The 16,696-nt window shown below is 67.5% G+C and carries 19 protein-coding genes; 13 read left to right on the top strand and 6 right to left on the bottom strand.

Annotated elements, in window-relative coordinates; translation table 11 throughout:
• Positions 1–28: 28 nt before the first annotated feature.
• The 5 genes from otsB (at position 29) to Q1W68_RS16485 (ending at position 5,460) form a co-directional block, all read left to right on the top strand.
• Positions 29–769: a trehalose-phosphatase gene (otsB, locus tag Q1W68_RS16465; protein ID WP_300649356.1), complete on the top strand. Its 741-nt coding sequence runs from the start codon at positions 29–31 to the stop codon at positions 767–769.
• Positions 766–2,592: a glycoside hydrolase family 15 protein gene (locus tag Q1W68_RS16470; RefSeq protein ID WP_300717110.1), complete on the top strand. Its 1,827-nt coding sequence runs from the start codon at positions 766–768 to the stop codon at positions 2,590–2,592. The genes otsB and Q1W68_RS16470 overlap by 4 nt, the downstream gene beginning before the upstream one ends.
• A gap of 11 nt (positions 2,593–2,603) precedes the next feature.
• Complete coding sequence (gene otsA, locus Q1W68_RS16475; protein WP_300649361.1) at positions 2,604–3,986, top strand: alpha,alpha-trehalose-phosphate synthase (UDP-forming); 1,383 nt, start codon at positions 2,604–2,606, stop codon at positions 3,984–3,986.
• A gap of 68 nt (positions 3,987–4,054) precedes the next feature.
• On the top strand, positions 4,055–4,960 hold the full coding sequence (locus Q1W68_RS16480) for a mechanosensitive ion channel family protein (protein ID WP_300649359.1): 906 nt from the start codon (positions 4,055–4,057) through the stop codon (positions 4,958–4,960).
• 83 nt (positions 4,961–5,043) lie between these two features.
• Entirely contained in the window at positions 5,044–5,460 is a 417-nt protein-coding gene (locus Q1W68_RS16485; RefSeq protein WP_300717111.1) for a hypothetical protein, read from the top strand.
• A 10-nt stretch (positions 5,461–5,470) separates the two neighbouring features.
• Here the strand turns inward: Q1W68_RS16485 and glk are convergent, their stop codons facing one another.
• The 4 genes from glk to Q1W68_RS16505 form a co-directional block, all read right to left on the bottom strand.
• A complete protein-coding gene (gene glk / locus Q1W68_RS16490) occupies positions 5,471–6,451 on the bottom strand; it encodes a glucokinase (RefSeq protein ID WP_300649256.1) in 981 nt (326 codons plus the stop codon).
• Between the two features lie 90 nt (positions 6,452–6,541).
• On the bottom strand, positions 6,542–6,985 hold the full coding sequence (gene trxC, locus Q1W68_RS16495; RefSeq protein WP_300649258.1) for a thioredoxin TrxC: 444 nt from the start codon (positions 6,983–6,985) through the stop codon (positions 6,542–6,544).
• Positions 6,986–7,024: 39 nt separating this feature from the next.
• Positions 7,025–7,219 (bottom strand): DUF2905 domain-containing protein, encoded by a 195-nt coding sequence (locus Q1W68_RS16500; protein ID WP_056268090.1) that lies wholly within the window; start codon positions 7,217–7,219, stop codon positions 7,025–7,027.
• 2 nt (positions 7,220–7,221) lie between these two features.
• The gene (locus Q1W68_RS16505; protein WP_300661954.1) at positions 7,222–8,322 is read right to left on the bottom strand and encodes an SAM-dependent methyltransferase; all 1,101 of its coding nucleotides are present in this window, start codon (positions 8,320–8,322) and stop codon (positions 7,222–7,224) included.
• 16 nt (positions 8,323–8,338) lie between these two features.
• Here Q1W68_RS16505 and Q1W68_RS16510 point away from each other — a divergent pair, with 16 nt between their 5' ends.
• The 6 genes from Q1W68_RS16510 to Q1W68_RS16535 are packed head-to-tail and all read left to right on the top strand — an operon-like array spanning position 8,339 to position 11,763.
• Positions 8,339–8,515, top strand: a complete 177-nt coding sequence (locus Q1W68_RS16510; RefSeq protein ID WP_300649262.1) for a hypothetical protein — start codon at positions 8,339–8,341, stop codon at positions 8,513–8,515.
• Positions 8,512–9,324: an SDR family oxidoreductase gene (locus tag Q1W68_RS16515; protein WP_300649264.1), complete on the top strand. Its 813-nt coding sequence runs from the start codon at positions 8,512–8,514 to the stop codon at positions 9,322–9,324. The genes Q1W68_RS16510 and Q1W68_RS16515 overlap by 4 nt, the downstream gene beginning before the upstream one ends.
• Entirely contained in the window at positions 9,311–9,715 is a 405-nt protein-coding gene (locus Q1W68_RS16520) for a dihydroneopterin aldolase (protein ID WP_300649266.1), read from the top strand. Before Q1W68_RS16515 ends, Q1W68_RS16520 begins: the two co-directional genes overlap by 14 nt.
• 4 nt (positions 9,716–9,719) lie before the next feature.
• The gene (locus tag Q1W68_RS16525) at positions 9,720–10,094 is read left to right on the top strand and encodes a dihydroneopterin aldolase (protein ID WP_300649267.1); all 375 of its coding nucleotides are present in this window, start codon (positions 9,720–9,722) and stop codon (positions 10,092–10,094) included.
• Positions 10,095–10,104: 10 nt separating this feature from the next.
• Entirely contained in the window at positions 10,105–11,028 is a 924-nt protein-coding gene (gene ttcA, locus Q1W68_RS16530) for a tRNA 2-thiocytidine(32) synthetase TtcA (protein WP_300717112.1), read from the top strand.
• Between the two features lie 39 nt (positions 11,029–11,067).
• Positions 11,068–11,763, top strand: coding sequence for a hypothetical protein (locus Q1W68_RS16535; RefSeq protein WP_300649270.1), 696 nt, complete (start codon positions 11,068–11,070; stop codon positions 11,761–11,763).
• Between the two features lie 23 nt (positions 11,764–11,786).
• Here the strand turns inward: Q1W68_RS16535 and Q1W68_RS16540 are convergent, their stop codons facing one another.
• Positions 11,787–14,147: a PAS domain-containing sensor histidine kinase gene (locus Q1W68_RS16540; RefSeq protein ID WP_300649272.1), complete on the bottom strand. Its 2,361-nt coding sequence runs from the start codon at positions 14,145–14,147 to the stop codon at positions 11,787–11,789.
• Between the two features lie 105 nt (positions 14,148–14,252).
• On the opposite strand from Q1W68_RS16540, the gene Q1W68_RS16545 reads away from it, so the two are divergent.
• Positions 14,253–14,900, top strand: a complete 648-nt coding sequence (locus Q1W68_RS16545; RefSeq protein ID WP_300649273.1) for a histidine phosphatase family protein — start codon at positions 14,253–14,255, stop codon at positions 14,898–14,900.
• Positions 14,893–16,062, top strand: coding sequence for a DSD1 family PLP-dependent enzyme (locus Q1W68_RS16550; RefSeq protein WP_300649275.1), 1,170 nt, complete (start codon positions 14,893–14,895; stop codon positions 16,060–16,062). Before Q1W68_RS16545 ends, Q1W68_RS16550 begins: the two co-directional genes overlap by 8 nt.
• A gap of 6 nt (positions 16,063–16,068) precedes the next feature.
• Here Q1W68_RS16550 and Q1W68_RS16555 read toward each other — a convergent pair.
• Positions 16,069–16,696: response regulator (locus Q1W68_RS16555; protein WP_300717113.1), on the bottom strand; the 628-nt coding region annotated here is incomplete at its 5' end.

The following is a 16,696-nucleotide window of genomic DNA, read 5'->3' on the forward strand; positions in this document are numbered from 1 at the left end:
ACGCATCGCGTGTTACGGTGGCCCGCTGATGAGTACATTGCCCAAGCTGCTGACGCAAGGGTCAGCACTCTTCCTGGACTTCGATGGAACGCTGACCGATCTGGCCCACCGCCCCGATGCGGTGGACGTGCCCGGCGATCTCGCGCGGCTGCTGGACCGGCTGCATGACCGTTTGAACGGTGCGCTGGCACTGGTCACGGGCCGCGCCCGCGAAGACATCGAACCCCTGCTCTCCCCCTGGCGCTGGCCGGCCGCATTCGAGCACGGGGCCTTGCGCGTGTCGGCGCACGGCGACGCGGCGGCGCTTCGACCGCCAGGTCTGGACCGCGCGGTGGCGGCCGCGCAGCACCTCGTGTCACGGCACAACGGGCTGCTGCTGGAAATCAAACGAACCTCCATGGCGCTGCACTTCCGGCTCGCGCCTTCGCTCGAAGCCCTGTGCGTGCAGACGCTGGCGCGGTCCATCGACAACGCCAGCGGTCTGCAGCTGTTGCGCGGCAAGGCCGTGATCGAAGTGAAGTCGGTCGGTGTGAACAAGGGCCTCGCCATCCAGGCCTTCATGAACGAAGCGCCGTTTGCCGGTCGCTCGCCGGTGTTCGCCGGCGACGACGTGACCGACGAAGCCGGGTTCGCCGTGGTGCAGCGCCTGGGCGGCGCCGGCATCAAGGTGGGCGCGGGCAGCAGTTGCGCCCGGCACCGCTGCGACAACCCCGAAGCCCTGCGCGCCTGGCTCGCGGACGCCCTGCAAACCCCTTTGATCCACGCATGACCCTCTCCAACAACTTCACGCCACCCGCTGCCCCATCGCTTTCGCTCGGCGTGGTGGGCAATTGCGCCTTCAGCGCGCTGATCGATCCGCACGGCCGTGTGGTCTGGAGCTGCCTGCCACGCTTCGACGGCGATCCGGTGTTTCACGCGCTGCTCGGCGGCGCGGATGCTGAAGCCGGCTCGTGGGCGATCGAACTCGAAGACATGGTGCAAGCCACCCAGCGCTACGAGCCCAACACCGCGGTGCTCGTGACCGAGCTGTGGGACAGCCAGGGCCAGGGCATTGCGATCACCGACTTCGCGCCGCGCTTTCTCTCGCGCAGCCGCTACTTCCGGCCCACCCAGCTGGTGCGTCGCGTGCGCCCGCTCAAAGGCGCACCCCGCATCCGCGTGACGCTCACGCCGCGTTTCGACTGGGGCGCTCAGGCCCCGCGCATCACGTCGGGCAGCCACCACATCCGCTACGTGGGCGATGCACAAACGCTGCGCCTGCACACCGACGCGTCCATCAGCCATGTGCTGGCGCGCGAGCCGTTCCTGCTCACGCAGGAGCTCAACTTCATGTTCGGGCCCGACGAAACGCTCGAAGGCGGCATTGGCGACACCGCGCGCCATTTCGAGCAGGAGACGCTGGCCTACTGGCGCGGCTGGAGCCAGCGGCTGGGGGTGCCGCTGGAGTGGCAGGACGCGGTGATCCGCGCGGCCATCACGCTCAAGCTCTCGCTGTTCGAAGACACCGGCGCCATCGTCGCCGCCATGACCACCAGCATCCCCGAAGCCCCGGGCAGCCAGCGCAACTGGGACTACCGCTACTGCTGGCTGCGCGACGCGTTTTTCGTGGTGCGCGCGCTCAACAGCCTGGCCGAAGTCGGCACGCTCGAAGACTACCTGCGCTGGCTCTCCAACGTGGTGGTGGGTGCGAAGGACGGTGATGCCAGCGGCCACATCCAGCCCCTGCACGGCATCGGCCTGGAACGCGAGTTGCCCGAGCGCATTTGCGAGACGCTGCCCGGCTACCGCGGCATGGGACCGGTGCGCGTGGGCAACCAGGCGCAGGAACATTTCCAGCACGACGTGTACGGCAACGTGGTGCTGGCCGCCGCGCAGGCCTTCCACGACCGGCGCCTGCTGCACCCGGCGGGCCTCGCCGAATTCGAGCGCCTGGAGGCGGTGGGCGAACAGGCCGCGCGTGTGTTCGACCAGCCCGACGCCGGCATGTGGGAGCTGCGCACCCGTGCCCGCGTGCACACCAGTTCCGCGCTGATGTGCTGGGCCGCCTGCGACCGCCTGGCCAAGATCGCACTCACGCTCGATCTGCCCGGCCGCGCCCAGCACTGGGGCGACCGCGCGGCCTCGATGCGCGACCGCATCCTGCGGGAATCGTGGAGCGAAGAACGCCAGGCCTTTGCCGAGAGCTTCGGCGGGCGCGACCTCGATGCCAGCGTGCTGCTGATGGTGGAGGTGGGCTTCATCGACCCGATGGACCCGCGCTTCGTGGCCACGCTGGCAGCGCTCGAAGAACACCTGTGCGACGGCCCCTACATGCGCCGCTACGAGGCGGCCGACGACTTCGGCAAGCCCGAGACCGCCTTCAACATCTGCACCTTCTGGCGCATCGACGCGCTGGCGCGCACCGGCCGCAAGGCCGAAGCCCGCGCCATCTTCGAGACCATGCTGGCCGCGCGCAACCCGCTGGGCATACTCTCGGAAGACACGCACGCCACCACCGGCGAGATGTGGGGCAACTACCCGCAGACCTATTCGATGGTGGGCATCATCAACGCGGCGGTGCGGCTTTCCGCGCCATGGGACGCCGTCATTTGACGGCGCAACAGATGGGCCGCCTCGTCATCGTCTCCAACCGCGTGGCCGACCCGCGCAAGGCCGCGTCCGGCGGGCTGGCCGTCGCCGTGGGGCAAGCGCTCGAAGCCACGGGCGGGCTGTGGTTCGGCTGGAGCGGCAAGATCGTGGAGGACGGCACGCCCGGCGAAGGCGACCTGCACCTGCAGACCGCCGGCCAGGTGCAACTGGCCACGGTGGACCTGAGCCGCGAAGACCACGACAGTTACTACCTCGGCTACAGCAACGGCGTGCTCTGGCCGGTGTTCCATTACCGCCTGGACCTGGCCGACTTCGACGCCGGCTACATCGGCGGCTACCGGCGGGTGAACCAGATGATGGCGCACAAGCTGGCGGGGCTGCTGCGGCCCGACGACGTGATCTGGGTGCACGACTACCACCTGATCCCGCTGGCCGCGGAGCTGCGCGCCATGGGCTGCCAGCAGCGCATGGGCTTCTTCCTGCACATCCCGCTGCCGCCGCCGCTGATGCTGGCCGCGGTGCCCGAGCACGACTGGCTGATGCGCTCGCTGTTCGCCTACGACCTCGTCGGGTTCCAGAGCGAGGCGGATGTGGCGCACTTCTCACGCTACGTGGGCACCGAGACCGGCGCCGACATCCTGGGCGAACACGAGTTCCGGGCCTTCGGCAAGACGCTGCGGGTGCAGGCTTTTCCGATCGGCATCGATGTGGACGAGTTCATCGAACTCGGCGAGGCGCCCGAAGCGCAGGAGATGTACACGCAGATGCGCGACGAGTACTCGCGCCGGCGCCTGCTGCTGGGCGTGGAGCGCATGGACTATTCCAAAGGCCTGCCACAGCGACTCAAGGCGTTCCGCCAACTCTTGCAGGCCTACCCGGAAAACCTGGGCAGCGCCACGCTGATCCAGATCGCCGCACCCAGCCGCGAGTCGGTCGACGCCTACGCCGCCTTGCGGCAGGAGCTGGAAAGCCTGTGCGGCGCCATCAACGGCAACTTCGGTGAACTCGACTGGATGCCGGTGCGCTACATCCACCGCAACGTGGCGCGCAAGCGCCTGCCGGGTCTCTACCGCGCGGCCAGCGTGGCGCTGGTCACGCCGCTTCGCGACGGCATGAACCTGGTGGCCAAGGAATTCGTGGCCGCGCAGGACCCGGCCGATCCGGGCGTGCTGGTGCTCTCGCGGTTTGCTGGCGCGGCCGAGCAGATGCGCGACGCCTTGCTGGTGAATCCATACGACACCACGCGCACGGCAGAAACGATCCAGCGCGCCCTGCAGATGCCGCTCGAAGAACGCCAGCGCCGCCACCAGGCGCTGCTGGCGGGCATCCGCAAGCACGACGTGCACTGGTGGCGCAAGCGCTTCCTGGACGCGCTGGCCACCGTTCCCGCCCCGTAACCCCCCACCCGCTCGCGTTGGCCTGTGGGCCGGCGCGAGCTTTGCCTTTTCACGAACCGGAGGACCCCATGAACGACACCCTGATTGAAACCGCAGCCCGCTGGTGGGCCAGCTTGGGCGGTGCCGCCACCACGCTGCTGCGCGTGACCCTGATCATCGTGGCGGCCTGGGTGCTGATCGCGGTGTTGCAGCGCGCCATCCGCACCCTGCGCGAGCGCATCGCCAGCCGCATGGACGACCGCGAGTCGGCCCAGCGCGCTGAAACCCTGGGCCGCGTGTTCCGCTACCTCGCCTCGGTGGTGGTCAGCCTGATCGCGGGCATGCTGGTGCTGGCCGAGCTGGGCGTGTCGGTGGCACCCATCCTGGGCGCGGCCGGCGTGGTCGGTCTGGCGGTGGGCTTTGGTGCGCAGAGCCTGGTGAAGGATTTTTTCACCGGCTTCTTCATCCTGCTGGAGAACCAGATCCGCCAGGGCGACGTGGTGAAGATCGGCGACCACGCGGGCTCGGTGGAGGTGGTCACGCTGCGCTACGTGCAGCTGCGCGACTACGACGGCAATGTGCACTACGTGCCCAACGGCCACATCAGCACCGTGATCAACATGACGCGGGGTTTCAGCAACGCGGTGATGGACATCGGCGTGGCCTACCGGGAGAACGTGGACGAGGTGATGGCGGTGATGCGCAACGTAGCAGCCAACCTGCAGCAAGACCCAGCCTTCCGGTTGAAGATCCTGGCCGAGCTGGAGATCGCCGGCGTGGAGAGCCTGGCCGACTCGGCCGTGGTCATCCGCTGCCGCTTCCGCACCCTGCCGCTGGAACAGTGGGGCGTCAAGCGCGAATACCTGCGCCGGGTGAAGGCGGCTTTTGACGAGCACGGCATCGAGATTCCCTACCCGCACATGACGGTGTACGCCGGCCAGGACCGCCAGGGCAAGGCACCGGCCTTTGCGCTGCAGCAGCTCACCGAGGCCTGACGCCACAGCGCAGGTGGGCGATTGGCCCACCCACTGGCAAGGCTGGAAGGGCTGTGCCACCATGCGGACATCAGGAGCCCACCATGACCGCTCGCAACCCCCTCAACCGCTCCCTGGCCGACGGCATCCAGCGAGTGGGTTTCCGCAAGTGGTACGAGCGCGAGCTGCTGTCCAGCCATGCGCACATGGCGCTGGCCCTGATCTCGGCGGTGGCCATGATGGCCAGCTTCGAGGCGTTTCGCGGTGCCAGCACCAGCGAAAAACTGATGAACACCGCCTTCGTGCTGGTGTGCGCGGCCATCGCGCTGTGGTCGATGCGCCGCTACCTCTACCTGCTCATGCACGCCGAAGAAATGGCCAACCAGGCCAACTGTGCCCAGTGCCAGGCCTACGGTCTGCTCAAGCTGCAGGAGGTGGAAGACCGGCGGCTCGCGGCCCAGCGCTTGGTGCCGGTGTGCTGCAAGCGCTGCGGCTTTCGGTGGAACCTGCAGGACGACTGACGAACGTTGGCTAGTGCAGGCCCGACAACGACCGGGCCGCGCCGAGCAAGGCGGGCGACTGAGCTGAGGTGATCACCCACACGGGGATGTCTTTCAGGTAGCGCTGAAAGCGACCCTTGGCCTCGAAACGCTGGCGGAACGGCGAGGCGTCAAACCAGCTGCCCAGGCGCGGGACGATGCCGCCACCGATGTACACCCCGCCGCGTGCGCCCAGCGTGAGCGCCAGGTTGCCCGCCACCGAACCCAGCACGGCACACAGCATGTTGAGGGCTTCCAGCGCCTGGGGCTGGCGGGCCTTCAGGGCCGCGTCGGTCACGGCAGCGGCCGTGTTCAGCCCGCTCAAGGCCACGCCGTCGGCCTCGCAGAGCAGCGTGAACGCATCGACCAGGCCCTGCCCGCTGCACAGGCGCTCCGCCGAGGCGCGGCCGTACAAGCGCGCGAGGCCATCCATCACCAGCCGCTCGCGCGCGCTCACGGCCGGGAGCGTCACATGGCCGCCCTCGCCTTCCAGCGGCACCCAGCCGCCCTTGCCGTCGGGCACCAGGCCCGAGACGCCCAGACCGGTGCCCGCACCGAGCAGGGCCCTGGCCTTGGCGGGCTCACCCGCTCCACCACCCACCTGCCGGAGTTCGCTGGCCGGCAGGTCGGGCAAGGCCAGGGCGAGCGCGGTGAAGTCGTTGAGCAGACGCAGCTGCGACAGGCCGAACTCGGCCTTCACCGCGGCCTGCGAGAAGGCCCAGTGGTGGTTGGTCATGCGGATCTGGTCGCCGGTGATCGGGTTGGCGATGGCGATCGCGGCCATGGCGGGCCGGCCCCGGCCCAGACCCGCCAGGTAAGCCTGCATGGCAGCTTGAAGCGTGGGGAAGTCGGCCACCGGCAGCACCTGCACGTCGGACACGGGGGCACCGTCGTGGGCCTGCCAGGCAAAGCGGGCGTTGGTGCCGCCCACATCGGCCAGCAGTCGGCCGGTCTCGGAAACGTCAGGGGACATGGCGGCGGGCCTCCGTGGGTGCGCTGCGCAGCAGCCGGACTGCGCAAAGCGCCGGATGATAGCCCGGTCACCGCGGCCCGGGCACCGGGTTCAACCCGGGCGCTGCGCGCGCGCCCAGCGCACGATGTCGGCCGCGCCCATGGCGCCGGGCTGGCGCGCCACCTCGCGCCCGCCCACGAACAGCGCCAGCGTGGGAATGCTGCGGATCTGAAGCCGCGCGCCCAGCGCCTGCGCCTCTTCGGTGTTCACCTTGGCCAGCCGCATGCGGGGCTCCAGTTCGCGCGCGGCGGCTTCAAACTGCGGCGCCATCGCGCGGCAGGGGCCGCACCAGGGGGCCCAGAAGTCCACCAGCACCGGCACCTGCGAGCGGGCAATGTGTTTCTCGAACGCGGCCTCGTCCAGCGCCACCGGGTGGCCGGTGAACAGCGGCTGGTGGCATTTGCCGCAGTCGGGCGCCGACACCAGCTGGTCGCGCGGGACGCGGTTGGTGGTGTGGCAGTGGGGGCAGACGATGTGCAGGGGTTCGGTGCTCATGACTTTCAGGTGGTGGCGGCCGCACCCATTGCAAGCACCTCAGACGAGGTAGCTGATCAGGCTGGCCAGCATGCTCAGCACGATGGTGGTGGCGAACGGCAGGTTCCAGTCGCGCCCGAAGGCCTTGAAGCGCACGTCACCAGGCAGCCGGCCGAAGCCCAGGCGACGCAGCATCGGCGTGAACCAGCTGATGAGCAGCAGCGCCAGGAAGATGACGATCATCCAGCGGATCATGCTCAGAGCCGGTGCGTGCGGTCGCCCGCTGCAAAACCCAGGGGCACCCAGCCATCGGCGCTGCTGGCCGGCGCCAGCGCCATCACCTTGAACAGCTCACCCATCTCGTGCTCGTTGACCAGCTTCTGCATCATCGCGTTCTGCCGCGCGTCGGCGGACTGGGCCAGCGCCAACAGGCCGGCATTCAACAGAAACCGCGCCTGGCTGGTGTAGCCCAGCACCGCCATCCCGGCGTCCTGCGCGGCCAGTGCCACGCCGGTGAAGTTCACATGCGCGGTGATGTCCTTGCGGCCCAGATCGACGAGCGGGTTGCTGTCGCTCTGGTGTGCGCGGTGACAGATCAGCGTGCCCATGTGGCGCTGCGGGTGAAAGTACTCGGCCTCGGGAAATCCGTAGTCGAGAAAAAACGCCGCCCCGCGATGCAACCGGTCGGCGAGGGTGCGCACGAAGGCCTCGGCCTGCGGGTGGATCTCGGTCAGGTAGTCGTGTTCACCGGGCACCGCCAGTGGCGGCCGAAGCTCGGTGGGTCGGTCAGCCCAGGCGAGTTGCCCGTCGTGCCAGGCCACACCGCGCTCGAACCACGCACCGCCCACGCGCGCGAGCAACTGCACCGGCATGGCGTCCAGAACCTCGTTGCCCAGCACCACGCCCTCCATGTGTTCGGGGAGCGCATCGACCCAGCGCACCAGGTCCGCGTGCGCGGCCAGTGTCGCGCGCTGGCGCTCGCGCAGGCTGCCCGAGAGGTCAACGATGGTGTAGCGGCGCAACGGACGGCCCTGCACCGCCAGGGCGTCGATGACCTGCAACGCCAGCGCACCGGTGCCGGCACCGAACTCCCAGACCTCGTCGGTTCCGGTGGCGTCCAGCGCCTGGGCCACCTGGCGCGCCAGGGTGTGGCCAAACAGGGGCGTGAGCTCGGGTGCGGTCACGAAGTCGCTGCCGCCTTGCGGCGTGTGGCCGAACTGGGCCGAGGCGTTGGTGTAATAGCCCAGGCCGGGCTCGTACAAGGCCATGGCCATGAAGCGGTCGAACGGCAACCAGCCGCCTTGTGCCTCAAGGTGCCGCCGGATAATCGACGTCAATTCGACCGCAGGATCGGTCATCACAAAAGCATCGACCATGAACAATGAAGAACCCAGCACATCCGGCGATCTGATCCGCAGGCTGAAAATGTTGACGCTGCCCCGGTGGGTCAGGGGGGTGTTGAGCTGGATTATGGTCGCAGGGGCACTCGGCCCGGCGCATCGACGGCACTTCGCGCAAGATCTGGCTCGTTTTCACAAGGGGTTCGCTTGAAACATTCCGCTGATCAACCCGGTCAGGTCTTGGTCACGGGTGGCGCGCTGCGCCTGGGCGCGGAGATCGTCCGCACGTTCGCCGAGGCCGGCTGGCATGTCTGGTGCCACTTCGCCCGCTCCGAAGCCCCCGCCACCGAGCTCGCCCGAACGCTGCGCGCCGAGGGTCACCGCATCGACACCGTCAAGGCCGACCTGGCCCACACCGACCAGATCGAAGCCATGGTGGCGCACATCGAGACCACAGGCGGGCCGCTGCGGGCGATCGTGAACAACGCGTCCACGTTCGAGCCCGACACCGGCATCGACTTCGACCCGGCGCTGGCGCGTGAGCAGCTGGACGTGAACCTGATCGCTCCGCTCCTGCTCGGACGTGAACTCGCACGCCACCGCGCGCAGCGACCGCTGCCCGACGCCTGCGTCGTCCATGTGCTCGACCAGAAAGTGCACAACCTCAATCCGGACTACTTCTCGTACACCCTGTCCAAACTGGCGCTGGAGCGCGCGGTGGCGCTGCAGGCGCAGGCCCTGGCGCCCGCCGTGAGGGTGTGCGGTGTCGCGCCCGGACTCATCTATGTCAGCGGACCCCAGCTGCCCGAGAACTTCGAGCGGGCCCGGCGCGTGAACCTGCTGCGAAAGCCCACCAGCCCACAGGACGTCGCGAGCACCTGCCTGTTTCTGGCAGCCAACGGCAGCATCACCGGCACCACGGTCAACGTGGACGCCGGGCAGCATCTCGTGCCCCTGGAGCGCGACGTGATGTTCGTGGTCGAGACACTGTCACAGGAGAAACCCCTTGAATCCCTTTGAGCCCAGCTCGCTGCTTCTGGACTGCCGCAAGCTGTTCTTGCGGCGCCACGAAGTCCAGGTCCAGATCGGCGTGCACGACTTTGAAAAAACCGCCCCGCAACGCATGTGGATCGACGTCGACCTCCACGTCCCGTTCGCGAGCTCCACGCCCAGCCAGGACCACATCGACGAGGTGGTCAACTACGACTTCGTGCGTGAGGTCGTGGCACAACGCATCGCCCTGGGCCACATCGAACTGCAGGAAACGCTCTGCGACGACATCGCAGCCCGGCTGCTGAGCCACCCGAGCGTGCGGGCGGTTCGGGTCTCCACCTGCAAACCGGACGTGTACCCCGACTGCGAAGCGGTCGGGGTCGAGGTGTTTCGCATCAAGGCCGCCCATGAAAGCTGAGCCCATGAACGCCACCAGCGCCGGCACACAGATCCTCACCCTCACCGGGCTGCGCTTCAACGCCAACCTGGGCATCCTCGACCATGAGAAGTCGGGGCCGCAGCCGATCCAGGTGGACGCCGAACTCAACCAGGGCACCCAGCCACTGCTGCCGCACGACGACGACATCGGCCATGTGCTCGATTACCGCAAGGTGCGCCAGATCATCATCGACGAGTGCACCGCCGAACACGTGAACCTGCTGGAGAGCCTGATCGGCAAACTCACGCGCCGCCTGATGCAGATGCCCGGCGTGATCGGCGTGCGGGTGAAGATCGCCAAGCTGGAAATTTTTGACGACTGCGAAGTCGCGATCCGCATGGAAAGCGGGCAGTGGTGAGAACACCGACATGAAAACCGAACACGAAAACCACAAACTTGAAAAACGCCTGTGCCGCGAAGTCGGCCGCGCGATCGTCGACTACAACATGATCGAAGAGGGCGACCGCGTGATGGTCTGCCTCTCGGGCGGCAAGGACAGCTACGCCATGCTCGACATCCTGCAGAAGCTGCAGGCGCGCGCGCCGATCAGCTTCGAGATGATCGTGGTCAACCTCGACCAGAAGCAGCCCGGCTTTCCGGCCGACATCCTGCCGGCCTACCTCACGGAACTGGGCGTGAAGTTCCACATCGAGAACCAGGACACCTACTCCATCGTCAAGCGCGTGATCCCCGAGGGCAAGACGATGTGCAGTCTGTGCTCCCGATTGCGACGCGGCATCCTCTACCGGGTGGCCAGCGAACTGGGCGCGACCAAGATCGCACTCGGCCACCACCGCGACGACATCCTGCAGACCCTGCTGCTCAACATGTTCTTCGGCGCCAAGCTCAAGGGCATGCCGCCCAAGCTGGTGAGCGACGACGGGCAGCATGTGGTGATCCGCCCCATGGCCTACGTGGCCGAGAAAGACCTCACCCGCTGGGCCGAGGTGCGTGAGTTCCCCATCATCCCGTGCACGCTGTGCGGCAGCCAGGAAAACCTGCAGCGCAAGCAGGTGGGCCTGATGCTCAAGGACTGGGAAAAGCGGTTTCCAGGCCGCGTCGAAAACATGTTCTCGGCCCTGCAGAACATCGTGCCCAGCCATTTGATGGACCGCTCGCTGTTTCCGTTCGAGACCATCCGCGCCACGGGCGAAGCCAGCGAGGACGGTGACAAGGCCTTTGACGACGAGCCACTGCCCGCTCCGGCAACGCCCCTCTTGTCAGATGAACCGGACGCGGTGGGGAACGTCGGCAGCACCCGCACGGTCATATCGATTTCGACCGCGCACTGAGGAACCCAAACGGCGCGCGCCGCTTTCCCAGGAGGCTTCATGACCCACCCGACTGCCGACCGTTCCTGGTCCAGCCTGTTCAGAATGGCCGCCGCCGCAGGGGCACTGTTTGCCCTCAGCGGTTGCGCCAGCGTGTTCCTGGTGGACAACCAGGTGCAGAGCTATGCGCGATGGGCCGACCGGCCCACGCCAAGCGGCACGGCCACCATTCCGCAGGCCCCCCAGGTCTACCGCTTTGACCGATTGCCCTCGCAGCAGGACCAGCGCTCCGGTGCCGGCCAGGACGCCCTGGAGAAGCTGGCGGCGATCTCGCTGGCGAAGGTCGGCTGGACGCCGGCCGCGGCCGGCGTCACCCCGCCCTGGACAGTGGAGGTCAGCGGCGCCACCTTGCGACTGCCACGCGCGCCGTGGGAGAGCCCCTTCGACAATTACTGGGGTGGTGGCTTCGGTCCGGGCTTTGGTTTCCCGGGGCGCGATTACGTGGTGACGGGCTCCGGCCAGATCGTCTACGCGCCGCTCTTTTTGCGCATGGACACGCCCTACTACCAGCGGGAGGTTTCGCTGGTGATCCGCCACGCGGCCAGCGGACGGGTGGTGTACGAGACGCGTGCGGCACACGACGGCCGCTGGAACAGCTCGAATCCCCTGTGGATGGCCATGCTGGACGCGGCGCTGCGCGATTTCCCGGCACCGCCGGCCGGGCTGCGGCAGGTCAACATCGAAGTGCCGCGCTGAGCGCCTGACATCTCCGGCGGGCTTCAGGCCGCCGAATCCAGCAGACCGCGGATGGCCTCACCCAACGCGTCCATGCTGTCCTGCTTGCCCATCACCTCGCTCACGCCGGCCGCGCTGGCCTCGATCAGCAGCCGTTCGTTCACGTGTCCGGAAATGATGGCGATCTTGAGCCCGGGTCGCAGGCGATGGAGCTCGATGGCGGTCTCCACACCCGAGAGACCCGGCATGTTCTGGTCGCTCACCACCAGGTCCACCGACACCTCGGGGTGCATGCGCATCCAAGCCACCGCCGCTTCACCCGATTCAAAGGTCGTGGCCTGGTGGCCTTGCTTGCGCAGCAGTCGCCCCACCAGAAACACCAGCGCCTCGTAATCGTCGATGTAAACCACATGCTTGCCGGGGCGCAAGGTGGCGGGGGCGGCCGCCACCGTGACTTCAACGACGTCCCCGGCGTCGGCCGCCGCCGCCAGCGGCAGGTACACGTCGAATCGCGTGCCTTCGCCCGGTTGGGAATGCAGGTCGATCACGCCCCGGTGCGCCTTGACGATGCCGTGCACCACCGCCAGTCCCAAACCGGTGCCGGCGCCAGGCGCCTTGGTGGTGAAGAACGGCTCGAAAATGCGGCGCTGGGTTTCAACGTCGATGCCCGGGCCGTTGTCGGCCACGCTCAAGCAGGCGTAGGCACCGCTGGACAAACCACCGAACTGCAGGGCCTGCGAGGCGTCCAGCCGAACCTCGCGCAACGCGACTGTGATCTCGCCAGAGCCGCCTTCCATGGATTGCCAGGCGTTGGTGCACAGGTTCATCAGCACCTGCTGCATCTGCGTGGCATCGGCCAGCACCTGCAGGCTCGACGACGGCAACCGCGTGACCAGCTTGAGACCGGCGGGCAACAGGGAGCGCATCAGACCCAACGCCTCTTCAACCAGGGGCTTGAGTGGCTGTCGCTGCATCTCCTGCGTCTGACGCCGGCTGAAAGTCAGGATCTGCTGCACCAGCTGGCGCGCCCGGATCGCAGCGCGGCTGATTTCGGCCAGACTTTCCTGCGCGGGGTGGTGTTCGCCCACGTCTTCGCGCGCCAGCACCAGGTTGCCCAGGATGGCGGCAAGCAGGTTGTTGAAATCGTGCGCCACGCCGCCGGCCAGGGTGCCGATCGCCTCCATCTTTTGCGATTCGCGCAACTGCACCTCCAGCGCATGCTGCTGGGCTTCGGCTTCCTTGAGTTCGGTGATGTCGGTGTGCGTGCCCACCATGCGAAGGGGTTGTCCGTTGTCGTCGCGCGCAATCACCACCCCGCGCGACAGCACCCACTTCCAGCGACCGTCCTTGCAGCGGATGCGGTGTTCGTTGCGGTAGACCGGCACGAGGCCATCAAAGTGCGCCTGGCGATCCAGCCGCATCTGGGCCACATCGTCGGGATGGGTGCGTTCGTCGAGTTCGGCCGAGAGATTGGCAATGTCGTCGTCGGCGTAGCCGAACATGGCCTTGATGCTGGTGGAGAAAAACTCCTCGCCGGTGCGGATGTTCCAGTCCCACACGCCGTCTCCCGCGCTCTCCAGCGCGAGCTTCCAGAGCGTTTCGCTGGCATGCAGGGCGGCTTCGGCTTCCTTGCGGTCGGTGATGTCGAGCAGCACGCCCACACGCCGCGTGCCTTCGCTGTCGAATTCCACCGCGCTGGATCGTTTGTAGACCCACTTGATGCGCCCGTCGGGCATCACGACACGAAACTCGCTGGAGAGGCTCACCGGGGCCTGCATCACCGCATCGACCTCCAGCTCCAGTTCGTGCGCATGGTCGGGGTGGCGGTAACGCGTGATCAGCATCGGGTCGCGCAGCAGGTCCGCGGGTTCGAACTCGTAGATGTCACGCACGCCCGAACTCACAAAGTGGTACCTGCGCGGCCCCTCGCGCGGCTGGTACAGCGAAAACACCATCCCCGGCATCTGGTCGGTGATGCGCTCAAGTTGCGCCTGACTTTGGCGCAGCGCTTCCAGCACCCGCATGCGCTCGGTGATGTCCTCGACCGTGCCTTCGTAAAAAACCACCTCGCCCGAGCCATTGCGCACCACGTGCGCGTTCTCGCTGATCCACACCCGGTCTTGCGTTTTGTGGCGCCAGATTTCGGACACGAATCCCTTGACGAAGCCATCGCGCATCAAGAGGGCCACGAACTCTGCGCGCCGCCCTGGCTGCACGTACCACTCGGTGGCGATGTCCTTGACGCCCAGCAGCAATTGCGCTTCGTCCTCGTACCCGTTGAGCCGCACGAGCGCCTGATTGGCCCGCAGCATCATCCCGTCGGGCGAGCTGCGGTACGCACCGATCGGCAGAAAGTTGAAGAGCGTCGAGAAGTCCCCGTCGGACGGGGATGGCGGCAGGGTCATGCCCCGGATTGTCTCGCATACCCTGCGTTTTCAAGGCTTTCAACGCCCGCAACAGTGGCGCCGCCGGTACATTTGCAGGCTTCCGATCGCCTCCAAGGACACCCTTTGCAAGTCACCCGCATCCTGGCTGTGCGCCACGGTGAGACCGCCTGGAACCGGGACACCCGCATCCAGGGCCACACCGACATCGAACTCAACGACCACGGCCGCTGGCAGGCCGCTCGGTTGGCGGACGCGCTGCGCGACGAGCCCATTGCCGCGTGCTACGCCAGCGATTTGCTGCGCGCGCTGGAGACCGCGCAGGCGGTGGCCCACGCCCGAGGCCAGACGGTCACCCCACACATCGGTTTGCGCGAACGCTGCTTCGGGCGCTTTGAAGGCCACACCTGGTCCGAGCTGGAACATCGCTTCCCCGAGGAGTCGCTGGCCTGGCGCAAGCGTGTGCCCGATTTCGCACCCGACGGCGGCGAATCCTTGTTGCAACTCGAAGCGCGCGTCGTGTCCACCGTGCAGGAGATCGCAGCGCGCCACCCGGGCGAGCAGATTCTGCTGGTGGCCCACGGCGGCGTGCTGGACATCCTGTACCGGGCCGCCACGCGCCTGGGCTTGCAGGCGCCGCGCAGCTGGGAACTGACCAACACCGCCATCAACCGCCTGCTCTGGTCGCCCGAAGGCCTGAGCCTCGTGGGGTGGGCCGATGCCGGCCATCTGCAACCCGAACAAGGAAAAACCCTGGACGAACGCCATGCCTGACACCGCATTCACCACCCGCTGGCAACGCGCGCAGGCCTGCATTGGCCACGGCGTGGCGGCCATCGACACACCCTCGCTGGTGATCGACCTCGACGCCATGGACCGCAATCTCGCGCGCATGGCAGCGTTTGCCAGCGAGCACGGCCTGCGGCTTCGGCCCCACGCCAAGATGCACAAGAGCGCCGAACTGGCGCAGCTGCAGATGGCCCACGGGGCGGTGGGCGTGTGCGTTCAGAAGATCGACGAAGCACTGGCGCTGGCCCACGCCGGCGTGCGCAACATCTACATCAGCAACGAGGTCATCGCTGCGCCCAAACTCCTGCGCCTGGCGCAGGCGGTGCGCGACCTGTCCACGGTGTTTTCCATCGCGATCGACAGCGCGCTGGGTGTGACGCGCCTTGCACAGGCCTTGCAAGCGGCCGGTGTGGATGCCCCCGCCAGTTTGGATGTGCTGGTGGAAATCGACGTGGGGCAGGGCCGCTGCGGCGTGGCGCCGGGCGCGGCGGCGGTGGCGCTGGTGCAGGCCATCACCACCGTTCCGACCTTGCGCTTTGCCGGCTTGCAGGCTTACCACGGCGGCGCACAGCACCGCCGCACAGCCGCCGGGCGCGCAGAGGCCATGGCCGAGGCCACCCGTGCCGTGCGGACCACCTGCGACGCCTTGCAAGCCGCTGGCTTCCCTGTGCCGCTGGTCACCGGCGCGGGCACCGGCACTTTTTCACTGGAGGCCACCAGCGGCGTGTGGGGCGAACTGCAAGCGGGTTCCTACTTGTTCATGGACGCCGATTACGCAAGCAACGAAGTCTCCCCGTTGGCACCGGTGTTCGAACACGCACTGTTCGTGAAAAGCGAAGTGATGAGCCTCAACGACGCCCACGCGGTGTGCGACGCGGGCCACAAGAGCCACGCCATCGACAGCGGCATGCCCACGGTTTGGTTCCCGCCCGGCCTGAACTACAGCAGCGGCGGTGACGAGCACGGCGTGCTGCGCGCCGGCGGTGGTGCTCCCTTGCCGGTCTTGGGCGAGGTGGTCTGGCTGGTGCCGGGGCACTGCGACCCCACGGTGAACCTGCACGACTTCATGGTCGGTGTTCGCGGTGGATTGGCCGCGGGCCAGGTGGAACGCCTCGTGCGTGTGGACGCACGCGGCTGCCTGGGCTGACGCGGTTCAGGCGTCGACCGCCGCTTTGGCGTAGTGGCCGATCAGCGCCAGCAACTCGTCTTCGGAGTACGGCTTTCCCAGGTAGTGATCCACACCCAGATCGCGCGCATGTTCGCGGTGTTTCTCCGCGATGCGCGACGTGATCATGATCACCGGCAGGTCGGCCAGCCGCGCATCGCTGCGAATGTTGCGCACCAGGTCGAAACCGTCCATGCGTGGCATCTCGATGTCGGACAAGACCACGGTGGGGCGTTCGGCCTGCAGCTTTTCGAGCGCCTGCAGACCATCGGCCGCCAGCGTCACCCGGTAACCCTCGCGCTGCAGCAAGCGTTGCGTGACACGGCGCACGGTGATGGAGTCGTCCACCACCAGCACCAACGGAACGGCGTTGACCGCCAGGTCCACCGGTGCCGGCGCGTCATCGGGCAGGGCTGACGTCAGCGCCACTTGTTGCCGGCTCGCCACCCAACCACGCACCTGCTCGCCATACACCGTCGCCAGAGCCACCGGGTTGTAGATCAGAGCGACAGCACCCGATGCCAGGACCGACATGCCGGCCAGACCAGGCAAACGGGACAACTGTGATCCCAGGTTCTTCACCACGACTTCCTGGTTGCCCAGGACCTCGTCCACG

The organism is Hydrogenophaga sp. (assembly GCF_030158645.1).
Lineage (GTDB): Bacteria > Pseudomonadota > Gammaproteobacteria > Burkholderiales > Burkholderiaceae_C > Hydrogenophaga.

Bases quoted from the DNA above. Each gene is read 5' to 3' on its own strand.
- Q1W68_RS16480 (WP_300649359.1), top strand. From the start codon at position 4,055: ATGAACGACACCCTGATTGAAACCGCAGCCCGCTGGTGGGCCAGCTTG.
- Q1W68_RS16510 (WP_300649262.1), top strand. From the start codon at position 8,339: ATGAACAATGAAGAACCCAGCACATCCGGCGATCTGATCCGCAGGCTG.
- trxC (WP_300649258.1), bottom strand. From the start codon at position 6,985: ATGAGCACCGAACCCCTGCACATCGTCTGCCCCCACTGCCACACCACC.
- otsA (WP_300649361.1), top strand. From the start codon at position 2,604: ATGGGCCGCCTCGTCATCGTCTCCAACCGCGTGGCCGACCCGCGCAAG.
- glk (WP_300649256.1), bottom strand. From the start codon at position 6,451: ATGTCCCCTGACGTTTCCGAGACCGGCCGACTGCTGGCCGATGTGGGC.
- Q1W68_RS16550 (WP_300649275.1), top strand. From the start codon at position 14,893: ATGCCTGACACCGCATTCACCACCCGCTGGCAACGCGCGCAGGCCTGC.
- Q1W68_RS16485 (WP_300717111.1), top strand. From the start codon at position 5,044: ATGACCGCTCGCAACCCCCTCAACCGCTCCCTGGCCGACGGCATCCAG.
- Q1W68_RS16470 (WP_300717110.1), top strand. From the start codon at position 766: ATGACCCTCTCCAACAACTTCACGCCACCCGCTGCCCCATCGCTTTCG.
- Q1W68_RS16535 (WP_300649270.1), top strand. From the start codon at position 11,068: ATGACCCACCCGACTGCCGACCGTTCCTGGTCCAGCCTGTTCAGAATG.
- Q1W68_RS16525 (WP_300649267.1), top strand. From the start codon at position 9,720: ATGAACGCCACCAGCGCCGGCACACAGATCCTCACCCTCACCGGGCTG.
- Q1W68_RS16500 (WP_056268090.1), bottom strand. From the start codon at position 7,219: ATGATCCGCTGGATGATCGTCATCTTCCTGGCGCTGCTGCTCATCAGC.
- Q1W68_RS16540 (WP_300649272.1), bottom strand. From the start codon at position 14,147: ATGACCCTGCCGCCATCCCCGTCCGACGGGGACTTCTCGACGCTCTTC.
- otsB (WP_300649356.1), top strand. From the start codon at position 29: ATGAGTACATTGCCCAAGCTGCTGACGCAAGGGTCAGCACTCTTCCTG.
- ttcA (WP_300717112.1), top strand. From the start codon at position 10,105: ATGAAAACCGAACACGAAAACCACAAACTTGAAAAACGCCTGTGCCGC.
- Q1W68_RS16505 (WP_300661954.1), bottom strand. From the start codon at position 8,322: ATGACCGATCCTGCGGTCGAATTGACGTCGATTATCCGGCGGCACCTT.